Source organism: Vibrio hepatarius, from assembly GCF_011806575.1.
In the GTDB taxonomy this organism is placed as follows: Bacteria; Pseudomonadota; Gammaproteobacteria; order Enterobacterales; family Vibrionaceae; genus Vibrio; species Vibrio hepatarius_A.
Genome location: NZ_JAATOO010000008.1, coordinates 85,184 through 100,545, shown reverse-complemented (window position 1 = coordinate 100,545; position 15,362 = coordinate 85,184). Strand labels below are relative to the sequence as shown.

The following is a 15,362-nucleotide window of genomic DNA, read 5'->3' as shown; positions in this document are numbered from 1 at the left end:
TCTGGGATATTTTTGCATGAATTTATAAACTGAATAGTATTTCACTTATAAACACAAAGGTTATTCGCAACGCTATTAAATAGGCTCATATCATGAATAGTTAATTGACTGAGTTTCGCATCACGAGGCAAAACTTTGTTCGAGTTCTTAACGTCTATCACAGATTGGTTTATATTCTTAGAATCTCATCGATAATTATCCAAGGATTATTCAACATGCGAGACACTAACACTCCGCAATCGGTGCTGCAGTTCTGGTTTGAAGAGCTTACCGCACAAGACTGGTTCTCGGGTTCAAAACAGTTAGATAGCACCATCAAAAGTCGCTTTGGTGAACTATTGAAGCATGCTGAAAAATCAGAACTTTTTGCGTGGCGAGTTACACCTCATGGTCGCCTTGCCGAAATCATTATTCTTGACCAGTTTTCACGTAATGTTTACCGCAATGCACCACAGGCGTTCGCACAAGATCCAATGGCGTTAGCCTTAGCGCAAGAAGCGATCACGCTTGAAATAGATAAACAGCTCACCACGATAGAAAAGAGCTTTTTATATATGCCTTTTATGCATAGTGAATCGAATATTATTCACGAAAAAGCACTAGAACTGTTTAGCGCACCAGGTTTAGAGAATAATTATGATTTTGAATTAAAACATAAAGTGATTATTGACCGATTTGGCCGCTATCCTCATCGCAATGATATATTGGGAAGGGTCAGTACTCAGGAAGAGATTGAATTTTTAAAGCAGTCAAATTCTGGTTTTTAAAATTCTTCGAAAAATAAGGACAATAGAAGTGAAAATAGCAATCTTAGATGACTACCAAGACCAAGTTAGACAACTTTCCTGCTTTTCAATTCTGAACGGGCACGATGTCACCATTTTCAACGATACTGTTACCGACTTAGATCTCTTGATTGCAAGATTGCTCCCATTTGATGTGCTAGTACTCATTCGCGAACGTACTGAAATAACGCCACAGCTACTCGCCCACTTACCCAACCTAAAGCTCATTAGCCAAACTGGTAAAATCAGTAATCACCTTTGTTTAGACGATTGCACTCAGCACCAAGTTGCGGTCGCCGAAGGAATTGGTTCACCGACCGCACCCGCCGAGCTTGCGTGGGCGCTGTTGATGGCGTCAATGCGACACCTTCCTGCGTATATAGAACAGTTCAAGCAAGGCAGTTGGCAACAATCTGGTCAACTTGGTTTAGGTAGGACGTTGGCAGGTTTAACCCTAGGTATTTGGGGATACGGCAAGATAGGCCAGCGCCTTGCTCGTTATGCACAAGCGTTTGATATGAATGTGATGGTTTGGGGCAGTGAGCAATCACGCATTAAAGCCTACTCTGACGGGCATCGTGCTGCAGAGAGTAAACAAGCCTTCTTTCAAAGCTGCGACGTTATTTCGCTGAACCTGCGCCTCAATGACGCAACGCGTTATATCGTCAGCAAACGCGACCTAGATATGATGAAAACGGATTCGTTGCTGCTCAACGTCAGCCGCGCAGAACTGATTGAGCCCAACGCGCTCTACAATACTCTACTGGAATGCCCGAGCAAACGTGCTGCAATAGACGTCCACGAACAAGAACCAGCCAATTTATACAACCAGCCCCTACTCACGTTACCCAGTGTGGTCGCGACGCCACACCTTGGCTATGTAGAGCGCAACAGTTATGAACTTTACTTTAAATGGGCGTTAGAAAACGTGGCATGTTTTGCGAAAGGACAACCAGAGAACATTGCCAACCCACAAGTATTGAGCGAGTGCGCTCAATAACTGCGGCTAACAAACTCCACTTCCTGTACCTGTTTCACGCGGTTGGTATAAGAAGCAAGCGCGTACATGACATTGGCAAGCAAGTTAGCGTAACGAAATAACACAGCGTCCGGCGATCGTTTTCCTGAGTGCTCGATTGCAACTAACGCGCGGACAATTTTCTTCGCCTGAGTGCGGCAAAGGTGTAACTCTGCCGCAACCGCATCGCCTCCCGGTAGCATAAACCCTCTGAAACCACCGTCCAGTTTATCTCGCAGCAGGTTGTAATCCTGATAAAGTTCTTGGAGCTCCTTTTCTTCAATCGCGAGCTTGCCACGCACCGAACCATTCAGGTGATAGACGTTAGGCTGAACCCGAGTCAGGATATCGCGGCACACTGGGTCTAGCTCTTGGGTTAGCACCAGCCCAATCCGGCTACAGAGTTCATCCGCTGCGATTTCGAAATCGCACACCGGGCTGTCTTCATAGATAAATGGATAACATATCTCGCCGTGATCCTTACTGACTGGTTTCACATCAAACTCCTAAGATTGCAAAAAAGGGCCTAAATTGGCCCTTTTGAGTCTATCTCAACCGCGTGCAGCGGTTAATCTTTTTTAACTACACAGGTTTATGCATTGGACGCTTTCTTGTGTCCTTCCTGCAAGTGCACAAAATCGACCAAATCGTCGCCTGACACTTGGTAGGCCTGACCAAAACCTTTGACGAACAAACCATGCTCTGGTTTGAAGTTGAACAGCACAAAGTCTTGCAACTGGCTTAAGCCGTCAATGATTTCGCCAAAGCGCTCTTTTAGCTGCGCGATCACTTGGTTCCATTGTTCGCTGTCGCGCTCAACGACTTTCGCGACCGCATCAAACGTCAGGCGCTTACGAGCAAACAGTTGCTTTGAGCTACCTTCGTCTTCAATCATCATAATAGAAACGCTCGGGTTAACTTGCAGGTTACGAGCATGGCGGGCAATTTCAGAGATCAACACAAAGTAACCGTCCTGGTTTTGCACAAACGGGGCGTAGCTGACATTTGGTCGACCATCTTCATCCACTGTCGCCAGTTGCAGGGTACGGCGCTCTTGACGGAACTCTTGAATTTCTGGGCCTAGTCGCCCTTGCAGACGCTGTTGTTTCACTTGTTGATCCATTCTTTGACTCCTGACTTTCTCTTATAATTTTAACTGACTGAACAAGGCTCGCTGATATTTGTTACTACAGCAATGCGTCGTTGAGCCAAGCGACTTTCCATGCTCGGCAAAGTTGGGTTATTGGCTGTACTCGCGCTGCCAGTGTTTAAATTGGGTAACTTGCTCTTCAATAAGTTCGCGTTTTTCATCACGCCCTAAGTAGATTTTGAAGATGTTGTGCCCTTCTTCACTAAAGAATCCGAAGTAGTGACTCTCTCTCCCCATAAACGGTTTGCTAACCAGCGCGATGTTTTTCACGCTTTCTAATTTCAGATGACCGTGGAGTTCACCTTCTTTGCCCATTAGGTTGTAGTAGCCACGAGCAAGTTTGCCTTTTGGAAAGGGAGCCTTCACTTCAAAGATTGAGCCAAACGAGTGCATGATGGTCGTCACAGGGCCAAACCCTACCAACTGCTCCAAAATTATTTGTGCCTGAGCGCCATCCACCAGCGCGACCATCTCGTCCGGCAGTGCCGACACCGCCTCAAACTCAGAGATATTCAAACGCTCTGCAATAGCAGCAGGTAGCAATTTCGGTTCTTGCTCAATCAACTGAGCCACTTGTTGCTTTAGTACTTCCATATTCTTCACTTATTGCGCCACAGCGACTTTTTAGCACTGTCGGTTATTGATATGTATGCAGTAAAACTGGTAAGCAACCTTGTGCTAAAGGACTGCCCACAATTGGCCTGCCAACGTCAGAACCAAGCACTCTTTTTCAAAAAGCAAAGCGCAGCGGATCTGAGTAATCTGAACACAGAATAGATTCATCATATTTATCAACATCCAGCATGACATTAACCTTGAAACACTTGTTATTACTAGCTTCACACTAAATTGCCTTGAAAGTAACAAAATCATAATTTGAGGTGAATGATAATGCAATTGATAATTGATATTATTTGTGTTGTGAGTAATAATCTTACTCCACTTTTTCAACCGTATAGATTTGTGAGGGTAGAGTGAATCTTAAGCGATACAGCGTTGCTGGAGGCATCTCCTTGGCAGTACACGCCGCGTTTCTCGTCGTCGCACAAGAACCAAAAGTGTTTGCTATGCCAGCGGGCAACCAAACCACCTCTGTCTCAATCAACTTTACTTCACAGCCGGCACCTAAGGTCGCGGAGGTAACACCGCCTGCAGAACAACCAGCAGAAAAAGCGCCCGAGCCGCCTCCGGTAAAAGAACCACCAAAGCCGAAGAAGCCAAAGCCTGAAGTAAAGAAAGAAAAGCCTGTTAAAAAACCGGTAGAAAAGAAACCACCGGTGAAAAAAGAAGTTCAGCAAAAACCAAAAACAACAGAAATCAAACCAAAAACGAAAAAAGTCGTTGAAGATAAGCCCGAAAAACAAGAAAAACCGACGCCAGACCAAGAGGTCAGTGAGTCTAAACCAACACCATCGAGCCAAGGTGTAACCGCACAACCTGTCATGGTGGAAAGACCGTCGTTTTTAAGCAGACCAATACCGCCTAAGTACCCAAGACTGGCACGTAAGCGCGGTATTGAGGGCGTGGCAACCTATGAAATCTGGCTCGATAAAAACGGCAAGCAAGTAAAGCAAGTATTGGTTTCTTCTTCTGGCGTCACGATGCTCGATAAATCAGCTCTGGATGCAATTAAAAAGTGGAAGTTCTCTCCACACACAGTCGATGGCGTAAAAATGGCGCATCGAGTTCAAATACCCGTTCGCTTTAAATTGGATCGATAATGGAACATTTACAACAAATTCAAGAAAACCTTGGCTTAATGGCATGGCCGCTAATGATTTGCTCAGCGCTCACTGTGATGATCGTCGTCGAGCGACTGTTTCAAGTCGTTATCAGTCTCGGGGTAGGCAAACGTACGATCCGTGCCGAACTTAAACAGATATCACCCACTGAGTCACAGCAGATCGAAGAACTCGCAGACAAACTCGCACCACGTCGTCCGCTACTATACAAAGGCGTGGCAATGCTGCTCACGCATCATTCATTTTCAAAGACCTTACGTGAAGATGCCGCGGGTATGTGGCTGCAAGAGAAGCGTCACCAGCTAAATTCTGGCCTACGATTGCTGACGCTTATCGGCGTGATCAGTCCACTAATCGGCCTGCTGGGAACAGTATTAGGCCTGATTGAAATGTTTAAAGGTGTCGCTGCCTCAACGGGCAACATCACACCAAACGATCTTGCCGATGGACTGGGCTTAGCGATGCGCACTACCGCAGCAGGCCTGATGATTGCCCTACCCGCGATTGCCGGCGCGCAGCTACTTGGCTTGTGGGCTGACAAAGTGATGGCAAAGCTTGAACACACACTCAACTACGTCAACTTGTGGTTGGAAGGCATCAGCGTGCAACACGTCGCTATAGAGCGTAATGCCAAGCAACCCGCACCGTCTGAGGCGCAAGCATGATTAAGGTTAAACAGCCAGACATCCAATTTGGCCTCACCCCAGACTTAACGCCGCTGCTGGATATTATCTTTATCGTAATGGTGTTCCTGATGCTGACCGCCGCGGTCAAGCTGGACTCGCTAGAAGTCGACCTGCCAACTACCGATTCGCAAGCGGTTTCAGAAGTCGACACCAAATCGCTCACCGTCAATATCCTCGCGAGCGAACCTCATTGGGCGATTGATAGTAAGGAATACCTCGATTGGAACAACTTTACTCTCGCGTTGCTGGAACAACACAAATCGGACTCTAAGCCGATTGTGATTGGTGCAGAAAAAACGGCGGACGTCCAACACCTAGTGAAGCTGCTCGCTTTCCTGCAAGAAAACGGCATTCAAGCGACCCAACTTCTCACTGAAGAATCAAAAGAGTAGTCGTGATATGAAAAACAACAGACTTATCGGTACGTTAACGGCGCTTGCAATGACATTCGCCGCATCAAATGCATTGGCGGGCGAACGAATTATCAGTGCTGGCGCAGCGGTGACGGAATTGATCATCGCCTTGGAGCAGCAAGATAAACTGGTCGCCGTCGATGTCACCAGCCAGCTTCCAAGCGATCTTCAATTGCCAGAGATCGGCTACCACCGCCAGCTTTCTGCCGAAGGTCTCCTCGCTTTGGGTGCGGATCAGCTGATTGGTTCTGATGAAATGGGCCCAGATGCCACGCTCGATCAGCTTAAATCTGCTGGTGTTTCAGTCGACATTGTCAATACTCAAGCGACCGCCGCAGGGCTACTAAAACGAATTGACGAAATTGCCGAACTGACCGATGCTCAACCGCAAGCGGCAGCACTAAAGGTTCAGGTAAAGAATCAACTTCAATCGCTAAGCCAACAACCTCAAGCCGACGCGAAAAAGATTCTGTTCCTACTTATCCACGAGGGAAGACCCGCTAACGTGGCAGGCAGAGACACCACACCAAACGCGATTATCGAACTGGCAGGCGGGATTAACCCTGCGGCAGAAAAACTAACCTCATATAAACCGCTCTCGACTGAAGCTATGGTGGAGATGCAACCGGACATCATTTTGGTCAGCGGTCGCAGCTACGATAAATTAGGCGGCGCCGATGAGATACTCAAACGCATGCCAATGTTAGCGGCGACGCCTGCAGGCCAAAACAAACAGTTCATCACCATTGATGGGCACGCACTTGTCGGCGGGTTGGGACTGCAAAGTTTGGTTGAAGCGCAACGCATTCGACAATTGATTAAATAACTCTTCTTATGTTGATACGCCATCTTCCCCTTTATGTCAGCGTACTGCTATTTAGTGTCGCACTTGGATTGACTGCACTGAGCTCGGTGACTGTCGGTCCAATGAATATCGGGTTTATCGATAGCATCCAAAGCCTTGTGCTGCGCTCGGATACTATCGCGCCGCATATTAACTTAGTGGTCAACGAGATCCGCTTCCCGCGTACCGTGTTGTGCATGTTAGTCGGGGCAATCCTTGCAATTTGCGGCACGGTCATGCAGGGGTTGTTTCGCAACCCACTCGCAGAACCAGGCATAATCGGCGTGTCAGCAGGCGCATCACTCGGCGCTGCATTTGCTATTGTGTTGTTTGCCGAAGTCAGCGCGAAGTATCCGCAGTTTATGAATCTCGCCGCTGTACCATTTTTTGCTTTTTTGGGCGGTGCATTAACAACGGTGCTGGTATACAAACTCGGGACAGGTAAGTCAGGCACATCGGTCACCATCATGTTGTTGGCTGGGGTTGCGATCAGTGCCCTCTCCGGAGCCGGTATTGGTTACATGAACTTTGTCGCCGACGACCAAATGCTGCGTGACTTATCGCTTTGGTCGATGGGTTCACTTGCTGGAGCGAACTGGTCCAGTATTACACTCTGCACCGTAACTTTGGTGTGTTTGATGCTGGTGTTTATGCGCAAAGCGATGGCACTCAACGCTTTGTTGCTCGGTGAAGCCGAAGCCAGCCATTTGGGCATTCCTGTTCAATCGCTCAAGCGACAATTGATCCTGCTCACCGCAGTTGGCGTGGGAATGACTGTCAGCGTGTGCGGCATGATCGGCTTTATTGGCTTGGTGATCCCGCACTTAGGGCGAATGCTTACCGGACCCGACCATAGATCTTTACTGCCGATTTCTGCGCTAATGGGAGCTTTATTGCTTACGTTAGCGGATATGTATTCTCGTGTTGCTGTTGCCCCAGCAGAACTGCCTGTCGGGATTGTCACCGCGATCATTGGCGCCCCCTTTTTCATCTACTTGCTGTTTAAACAAAAAGGAAGGATTCTGTGAGAAGAGAAATTGTTCTTTCTGGCAGACGCATTCACATGCAGTTTGGCAAACGTACGGTGCTCGATAGTATCGATATCGATATTCGTGCAGGGGAAGTGACTACGTTGCTGGGACCAAACGGCGCAGGTAAGAGTACTCTGTTGAAGCTGCTATGCGACGAGATACCCTCTCGCCAAGACATTCGTTATTTTGGCGTGGAGAAACAAAACTGGACAAAAGCACAACTCGCCAAGCATTTAGGGATGCTGCCGCAACACAGTACGCTCAGCTTTCCTTTTCTGGCGCGTGAGGTAGTGGAGCTCGGTGCGATTCCACTTAATTTACCCAGCAAACAGACCAAACAATTGGCACAAAAATACATGGCGCTGACTGATGTGACGAATTTAGGTGAGCGGCTCTACCCTTCTCTCTCTGGCGGTGAGAAACAGCGTTTGCACTTAGCGCGGGTATTAGTGCAGCTCGATCAGTCGCAGCAACAGAAGATCTTGATGCTCGATGAGCCGACATCGGCTCTAGACCTTGCCCACCAGCACAATACGCTAAAGATCGCGAGACAAATGGCCGCTGAGCACAACGCTGCGGTCATTGTGGTGCTTCACGACCTCAACCTCGCAGCACAATACTCTGACCGAATGGTGATTCTGAATGACGGTAAGATTGTCTGCGACGACACACCTTGGAACGCGCTCGATGCGGGGATTATCGAACAAGTCTACGGCTATAAGTGCCTCGTCTCTCAGCATCCTTCGTTGAACTTTCCTGTCGTACATCCCGCCGCATAAGTTTGCTTCCCCCAACGACTCGGGGAAGCAAATTGATTGATGCAATTACAGCAGTCGGCGTCGTAATCCGGATTTTTCCAGTATCCGCGTCGAAATCTCTTCTACCGACAATGAAGAGGTATTGATGTAGGGAATCGCTTCACGTCTAAACAACGCTTCCACACTCGCCAACTCTGAAAGACATTGCTCGGTACTTGCATACTCACTGCCGGCTAAACGGTTCTCACGAATTTCCGTCAAACGCTCAGGGTCAATCGTCAAACCAAACAGCTTATGACGATGAATTTCGAATTCAGGCAGCAGTCTTAGACGTTTGATGTCTTCTTCGATAAACGGATAGTTCACTACCCGCAAACCAAACTGCATCGCCATATACAAGCTGGTTGGCGTTTTGCCACTGCGAGAAACGCCGAGCAAGATAATGTCTGCTTGTTCGAGCCCTTTCAGCGTAATGCCATCATCGTGCGCTAAGGTGTACTCGATTGCCGCAATACGGTCGAAATAGGTGTCTGAATCTTTGCCCACACTGCGCGAACGTTGCAGCTTTGGTTCGGGCTCCATGTGGATGTCGTTTCCGACTTTTTGCACGATGCTTTCTAGCACGTCATAACAGTGCGCTGGTGCATTAAGCAGCAATTGTCTTAGTTCTGGGATCACAATCGAGAAAAACACCAATGGTTTGACGCCATTTAAACGGTATGATATTTCAATTTCTTTTAAAAGGTCAGCAAGTTTGTCTTCACTTTCGACAAACGGAAAGGTTTTTTCATTTGCTTTAAAAGAAAATTGACCCAAAACAACATGGCCTAATGTCTCACATGTTATGGCCGTTCCATCAGAAACATAGAATACATCACGACTTTGAATATCAATTTGCATTTTTTATTTAAACTTTCAAATTCTTTTGAGTAGGATGGACACCATAATATAGATAAAAAAACTTGGTTGACTATTACGTCCCCCACAGCTTTGAAAATTTGTTAAAAAATTTTTTCAGCACTTGCGTAATCGTTTGCCTATTTAGTCCCTACAAAGCTGCACTGTTTCTGGAGTTAGACATGCAAAACAATACCCTCTGGTTCAATAGCCTATCCATGGAAGATGTCGACAAAGTCGGCGGTAAAAATGCTTCACTTGGTGAAATGGTCTCAAACCTTTCAAATGCTGGCGTTTCGGTACCTAACGGTTTCGCGACGACTTCATACGCTTTCAACCAGTTCCTAGATTTTGAAGGCTTGGATGAGAGAATTCACCAACTACTTGATGAACTAGACGTTGAAGATGTAGACGCTCTGCGTAAGACAGGTGCTACTATTCGTCAATGGGTTTTAGACGCTCCCTTCCCTGCGGATCTTGAGCAAGACATCCGCTCTAACTACGATGAGTTGGTAGAAGGCAATCCTGAGATTTCTGTCGCGGTTCGTTCATCTGCAACAGCGGAAGACTTACCAGACGCATCATTTGCAGGTCAGCAAGAAACGTTTCTTAACGTGAAAGGTATTGATGCCGTGCTAGAAGCAACAAAGCACGTGTACGCATCGCTATTTAATGACCGCGCTATTTCTTACCGCGTACACCAAGGCTTCGACCACCGTGGCATCTCGCTTTCAGCGGGTATCCAACGCATGGTGCGTTCAGACAAAGCCTCTTCTGGTGTAATGTTCACCTTAGATACTGAATCTGGCTTCGACCAAGTGGTTTTCATCACTTCGTCTTGGGGTCTGGGTGAAATGGTCGTGCAAGGCGCAGTTAACCCTGATGAGTTCTACGTTCACAAACCAATGTTGGAAGCAGGTCAGCATCCAATCGTGAAAAAGACCTTTGGTTCTAAACTCATCAAGATGATTTACTCAACCAACCAAGAGATTGGTAAGCAAGTCGACATCATCGACACATCAGATGAAGAGCGCAACCAGTTCTCTCTTAATGACGAAGAGATCAAAGAGCTAGCAAAACAAGCGATGATTATCGAGAAGCACTACCAGCGTCCAATGGACATTGAGTGGGCGAAAGATGGTATCGACGGCAAGCTCTACATCGTACAAGCTCGTCCAGAAACGGTATGTTCACAAAGCGAGCAGAACGTGGTTGAGCGATACGAGCTAAACAACAAAGCAGACGTTCTGATCGAAGGTCGTGCAATCGGTCAGCGTATCGGTAGCGGACCTGTGCGTTTGGTGGATTCTCTTGACCAAATGTCATTGGTTCAAGACGGCGACGTGCTAGTCACAGACATGACTGACCCAGATTGGGAACCAGTAATGAAGAAAGCCTCTGCGATTGTGACTAACCGTGGCGGACGTACTTGTCACGCGGCAATCATCGCTCGCGAGCTAGGTATTCCAGCTATCGTTGGTTGTGGCCACGCAACAGAGAGCCTGACAGACGGTCAAACTGTCACGGTGTCCTGTGCTGAAGGCGAAACAGGTTACGTTTACCAAGGTGAACTGGACTTCGAAATCAAACGTTCTTCAGTCGATGAGCTACCATTGCTACCAACGAAAGTGATGATGAACGTCGGTAACCCAGACCGCGCATTCGACTTTGCACAAATTCCAAATGAAGGTGTGGGTCTTGCTCGTCTAGAATTCATCATCAACAAGATGATCGGTATTCACCCGAAAGCACTGCTAAACTTCGATGCACAAAGCGACGAGCTAAAAGCAGAAATTACCCAGCGTATCCGTGGTTACAAAGATCCTATCGACTTCTACGTCAGCAAGCTAACCGAAGGCGTCGCGACGATTGCAGCGGCATTCTGGCCAAAACGCGTTATCGTGCGTATGTCTGACTTTAAGTCGAACGAGTACAGCAACTTGGTTGGCGGCCGCAGTTACGAGCCGCACGAAGAGAACCCAATGCTTGGTTTCCGTGGTGCTTCACGTTACATCTCGCCTGTGTTTGAAGATTGTTTCGAACTAGAAACTCAAGCAATCAAACGCGTACGTAATGAGATGGGGCTGAAAAACGTTGAAATCATGATTCCATTTGTTCGCACACCAAGCGAAGCTGCATCGGTGATTGATCTGCTAGCGAAATTCGACCTACGTCGTGGCGACCAAGGCTTGAAAGTCATCATGATGTGTGAGCTGCCATCTAACGCGGTACTAGCGGACGAGTTCTTGAAGTACTTCGACGGTTTCTCTATTGGTTCAAACGACATGACTCAGCTAACACTTGGTCTTGACCGTGACTCTGGCGACGTGGCGCACTTGTTCGATGAGCGTAACCCAGCGGTAAAAGCGATGCTGAAGATGGCGATTGAAGCAGCAACCAAAGCAGGCAAATACGTGGGCATTTGTGGCCAAGGTCCTTCAGACCACGAAGACCTTGCTGAATGGCTAATGGAACAAGGCATTAGCTCGGTATCGCTTAACCCCGATACGGTGATCGATACTTGGTTAAAACTTGGCGAAGTGTCAGGTAAATAACAGAAACGAAAAGGCGGCTAAATTAGCCGCCTTTTTTATGCTCGGGTTAAACGAGATTAGAACTTGTACCCACCGCCGATCATAAATACCCATGGGTCGATATCAACGTCAGTTTTGTATTTGTTTCCTAAACTATCTTTGTACTTTGCTTCCGTTTCAATATCGATATACCAAACAGACGCGTTGACGAACCAGTTGTCATTAAGCATGTAGTCAACACCTGCATTTGCTGCCAGACCCCATGAATCATCAAGATCTAGATCAGATAAGCCTGACTTAGAGTTAAAATCTTCGTCAAAGAAGAACGTGTAGTTAATACCCGCACCTACGTAAGGACGTAGTTTGCTTTCCGCCTGCCCAAAGTAGTATTGAAGCATAAATGTTGGTGGCAGATGCTTGGTGTCTGCAATAGTGCCAAGTCCACCTAGATCAGTTTTAATATCGTGGCTAAAAGGAGTGGCGGCTAACACTTCAAAACTGATGTTATCAGTGATCATGTAACCAAGAGTTAAGCCAAGCTGAGTGTCGGATTTTACTTCTAGCTCTTCATCAGTACCTAGGATGTCGTCGCTGCTATCATTCGGTACTACTGCCGCTAGACCACCGCGAACGATGAAATCACCTTCTTTGTGAGCAAGGGCATTTCCTGAGGCTAGAATAGCTAAAACTGCAACACCGCATAATGTTTTGTTCATTTTGATTTCCTTAACGTAGGGCTTTTTATTAATGAGTTATCAAGTCATTTTTATTTTGCGAGCAAGGTAACACACAATAACCTTACATTTTTGATGGAAATCAATTTGTAGCATATGGTTATTACTTTGATTACATTTCTCACGATAAGATCACAAATTAAAGAAACAATATAGACATTTATGTAATGCAACTTTTGCGTACATCACATACAAAAAAAGCTCCCGAAGGAGCTTTTTGATTGCATAAATGAGTTAACCAGTCGTGCTTGATAAGCTTTGTCTGACCAATTCCAACTCTTGTTGTTTGAGCATTTGATCAAGCTCATCACGGCGCTGCTTAAATGCCGCCATTTCTTTTTTCGGCACCGAATTCGCCATCGGAATGTTGGCTTTCATCGCGTTAACCGGACGACCACGGTCAATCAACTCATAGTGAATATGCGGCCCAGTCACTCGACCTGTTGCACCGGCTAAACCGATACGTTGTCCGCGCAGAATCTTCTGACCTTTACGCACTAAAATTTTGCTTAGATGCAAATAGCGAGTTTTATAACGACTACCGTGCTGGATCACCACATAGTTACCCGCATAAGGGTGCTTACGCGTCATCACCACGACACCATCACCCGTTGACACAATCGGTGTACCTGTTGGCGTCGCCCAGTCAGTACCGTTGTGAGGAGACACTCTTCCGGTCACTGGATGTTTACGATGCGGATTAAAGTGAGAACTGAGTCGATAGCCGCCAACCACAGGTTGACGTTGGAATGCACGTTGTAGGCTGTCACCGTTTTTATCGTAGTACTGTCCGTCGCTATGAAGGTAAGCGGTCAGCTCACGGCCACGATTAACAATGCGCACCGCTTGCAGTTCACGGTTACCCGTTAAAGTGCCGTTGACCGATTGCTTAGACTGCACGACTTCAAACTTATCTCCCGCTCGTAGATCTCGTCCGAAGTTAACCTTATCTTTTAATAACGTCACGATTTGGCTGATCTCGTTATTTCCTAAACCCAGCGCATGGGCCGAGGTTGAGAAACTACCATTGATCTCTCCGATCAACGCGTACGATTTCCAGTCACCAGGGATCTTTACATCTTTAAATTCGAAGCTACCATCATCAAGGCGGGTATAGACCGCACTTTCAACAAGGCTGAACTTCAATTCCATTTTTTTCAGCGTACCACTCGTTTCACCACGCCAAAAACGCAGTTTATGGCCAGGTTTGAGCGTATCTAATGCTAGATAGTTGAGATCCGTGGCCATCACGCTCATCAGTTCGCTGTAACCAAATCCAAGTTGGTCAAAAATTGAGCTTAAGTTATCGCCCGGCTGGATAACGTATTCGTAATCCGGGACGTTTACCACTTGGTGCTCAGTCTGAAGAATGTCAGCAACAATTTCAGATTCGGGAATAGACAGGTCAATCGTACGGGTAAGAGAGCCGTTATTATTTGCAGAAGAAAGTGCCATCGCCGCCACGATAGGCAGGCTGATAATCAGCAACTTTTTACGCTTAGAAAGCTCATTTAGGCGATTTTTTATTGTATCCGCTCGCACCGGTTTACCCTTGAGTACAAAATTAAGGCGTTAAGGGTACGAATTTCTTCAAACTTTGTCACCTGAGTAATGTAAGAATTGGCTCAAAAAAACCGCAAAAAAGGCTCCATAGGAGCCTTTTTAGAGAAGTTCGCAGCAATTGTTACTGAAATGTGGTAACCAGACAGTTGTCTCCACCGAATCCATTCGGCTTATATTGATCTGCCTGTGGGTCGTTAATCCACTTGTCGTTATCGACTAAATATCGAAACTCAAACTGTGCGTCTTTCGGTAAACGAGTCTTAAATTTGTAAGACTTCGTTTTAGCGACTTTCTTCATTTCCGTTGGTTGCCAATCCAAAAAGTCAGCAAATAGTACCGCCGATTCTGTAACCTCGGTCGCTGGTAACTCAAAAGTTACTTCAACTTCGTCCTTGGTTTTGAAATAACGTTTATTGATCATGGTTCTCTACCTCAACAAGCAAATAATAATTTAAAACAAACTAGTTCAAACAATAAGCAACGTTTTCGGGTTTTACAACTGGATATTTATTCAATAGGGTTCACAATTCCGGCCTTTGATACACTAAATCTCAAAAGCTGTTCATCGCTAGGCGTATCAATCATAGACTGGCCTTGTGCATGTTTGTTAAAGCGGACTTCGATTTCTTGGCCTGATTTGTTTAACGATGCAACTTGAATTCGGTCACCCAGCAGGTAGCTCTCTTTCACAACCATGCGCTTCAAACCTTGGTCGTAGTGGAAACGCGCTAAATAGTAAAATACCCCACTGCCTTGATTAGACACGCTCATTACAGAAACATAATCTGTCTCGCTCACTGAAAGCATCCATTTTGACCAAATAGACACGGTTCCTCGTTCTGAGCCTGCGTCATAGTTCCCGGTAGCCAATTGAGTTTGCTCATCATACTGATCAATAAAGCTGAAGGCATGACTCTCAGGAACTTCAATCGTCCACGGGTTTGGCGTCGAAAGACCAAAAATTTGCTCAATCACGGCATCGTTACTTTGTTGACTAGATGGGAACTTCGCCAAGATTTCATCATCACTGAGGCTAAAACGATAAATGCCCGCCGCAGAAACCACGATCAGAAGTAAAATCGGGATAAGTAGGATTAGAGGGATGGGAAGTAAGCGTTTTTTCATTTTCAGTCTCATCAAAAATCTAGGTGAGTCATGTTACATTACTCACCCGCAACATTTGACCAAATCTCGCTTTCTGACCTAA

Annotated in this window: 17 protein-coding genes; 9 read left to right on the top strand and 8 right to left on the bottom strand. The window is 46.5% G+C overall.

Features of this window, described 5'->3' with window-relative positions:
* Positions 1-215: 215 nt before the first annotated feature.
* Together HCZ42_RS08315 and HCZ42_RS08310 are read left to right on the top strand one after the other, a co-directional pair.
* Positions 216-767, top strand: coding sequence for a DUF924 family protein (locus HCZ42_RS08315; RefSeq protein WP_167420251.1), 552 nt, complete (start codon positions 216-218; stop codon positions 765-767).
* Positions 768-795: 28 nt separating this feature from the next.
* Positions 796-1,785, top strand: coding sequence for a D-2-hydroxyacid dehydrogenase family protein (locus tag HCZ42_RS08310; protein ID WP_167420250.1), 990 nt, complete (start codon positions 796-798; stop codon positions 1,783-1,785).
* Here the strand turns inward: HCZ42_RS08310 and HCZ42_RS08305 are convergent.
* The 3 genes from HCZ42_RS08305 to hutX form a co-directional block, all read right to left on the bottom strand.
* Positions 1,779-2,300 carry an ATP:cob(I)alamin adenosyltransferase gene (locus HCZ42_RS08305; RefSeq protein WP_167420249.1) on the bottom strand — a complete coding sequence of 174 codons (522 nt, stop codon included), beginning with the start codon at positions 2,298-2,300 and terminating at the stop codon, positions 1,779-1,781. The genes HCZ42_RS08310 and HCZ42_RS08305 overlap by 7 nt on opposite strands.
* A gap of 95 nt (positions 2,301-2,395) precedes the next feature.
* Complete coding sequence (hutZ, locus tag HCZ42_RS08300; protein WP_167420248.1) at positions 2,396-2,926, bottom strand: heme utilization protein HutZ; 531 nt, start codon at positions 2,924-2,926, stop codon at positions 2,396-2,398.
* Positions 2,927-3,043: 117 nt separating this feature from the next.
* A complete protein-coding gene (gene hutX / locus HCZ42_RS08295) occupies positions 3,044-3,547 on the bottom strand; it encodes a heme utilization cystosolic carrier protein HutX (protein ID WP_167420247.1) in 504 nt (167 codons plus the stop codon).
* A gap of 380 nt (positions 3,548-3,927) precedes the next feature.
* Here hutX and HCZ42_RS08290 point away from each other — a divergent pair, with 380 nt between their 5' ends.
* The 6 genes from HCZ42_RS08290 to HCZ42_RS08265 are packed head-to-tail and all read left to right on the top strand — an operon-like array spanning position 3,928 to position 8,448.
* On the top strand, positions 3,928-4,674 hold the full coding sequence (locus HCZ42_RS08290; RefSeq protein WP_167420246.1) for an energy transducer TonB: 747 nt from the start codon (positions 3,928-3,930) through the stop codon (positions 4,672-4,674).
* Positions 4,674-5,360, top strand: a complete 687-nt coding sequence (locus HCZ42_RS08285) for a MotA/TolQ/ExbB proton channel family protein (RefSeq protein ID WP_167420245.1) — start codon at positions 4,674-4,676, stop codon at positions 5,358-5,360. The genes HCZ42_RS08290 and HCZ42_RS08285 overlap by 1 nt, the downstream gene beginning before the upstream one ends.
* Entirely contained in the window at positions 5,357-5,773 is a 417-nt protein-coding gene (locus HCZ42_RS08280; protein ID WP_167420244.1) for an ExbD/TolR family protein, read from the top strand. Before HCZ42_RS08285 ends, HCZ42_RS08280 begins: the two co-directional genes overlap by 4 nt.
* A 7-nt stretch (positions 5,774-5,780) precedes the next feature.
* Positions 5,781-6,620 (top strand): heme/hemin ABC transporter substrate-binding protein, encoded by an 840-nt coding sequence (locus HCZ42_RS08275; protein WP_167420243.1) that lies wholly within the window; start codon positions 5,781-5,783, stop codon positions 6,618-6,620.
* Positions 6,621-6,628: 8 nt separating this feature from the next.
* Entirely contained in the window at positions 6,629-7,666 is a 1,038-nt protein-coding gene (locus tag HCZ42_RS08270) for a FecCD family ABC transporter permease (protein ID WP_167420242.1), read from the top strand.
* Positions 7,663-8,448: a heme ABC transporter ATP-binding protein gene (locus tag HCZ42_RS08265; RefSeq protein ID WP_368484174.1), complete on the top strand. Its 786-nt coding sequence runs from the start codon at positions 7,663-7,665 to the stop codon at positions 8,446-8,448. The genes HCZ42_RS08270 and HCZ42_RS08265 overlap by 4 nt, the downstream gene beginning before the upstream one ends.
* 45 nt (positions 8,449-8,493) lie before the next feature.
* Here the strand turns inward: HCZ42_RS08265 and ppsR are convergent, their stop codons facing one another.
* A complete protein-coding gene (ppsR, locus tag HCZ42_RS08260) occupies positions 8,494-9,327 on the bottom strand; it encodes a posphoenolpyruvate synthetase regulatory kinase/phosphorylase PpsR (protein WP_167420241.1) in 834 nt (277 codons plus the stop codon).
* 179 nt (positions 9,328-9,506) lie between these two features.
* Between ppsR and ppsA the strand changes: the two genes are divergently transcribed.
* On the top strand, positions 9,507-11,879 hold the full coding sequence (ppsA, locus tag HCZ42_RS08255; RefSeq protein ID WP_167420240.1) for a phosphoenolpyruvate synthase: 2,373 nt from the start codon (positions 9,507-9,509) through the stop codon (positions 11,877-11,879).
* 56 nt (positions 11,880-11,935) lie between these two features.
* On the opposite strand, the gene ompW is transcribed toward ppsA, so the two are convergent.
* From ompW to HCZ42_RS08235, 4 genes are all read right to left on the bottom strand, one after another.
* Complete coding sequence (gene ompW, locus HCZ42_RS08250; protein WP_167420239.1) at positions 11,936-12,574, bottom strand: outer membrane protein OmpW; 639 nt, start codon at positions 12,572-12,574, stop codon at positions 11,936-11,938.
* A 252-nt stretch (positions 12,575-12,826) separates the two neighbouring features.
* Complete coding sequence (locus tag HCZ42_RS08245; RefSeq protein ID WP_167420340.1) at positions 12,827-14,080, bottom strand: peptidoglycan DD-metalloendopeptidase family protein; 1,254 nt, start codon at positions 14,078-14,080, stop codon at positions 12,827-12,829.
* A gap of 196 nt (positions 14,081-14,276) precedes the next feature.
* Positions 14,277-14,576, bottom strand: coding sequence for an isoamylase early set domain-containing protein (locus tag HCZ42_RS08240; protein WP_167420238.1), 300 nt, complete (start codon positions 14,574-14,576; stop codon positions 14,277-14,279).
* 86 nt (positions 14,577-14,662) lie between these two features.
* A complete protein-coding gene (locus HCZ42_RS08235) occupies positions 14,663-15,280 on the bottom strand; it encodes a hypothetical protein (protein WP_167420237.1) in 618 nt (205 codons plus the stop codon).
* Between the last annotated feature and the right edge of the window lie 82 nt (positions 15,281-15,362).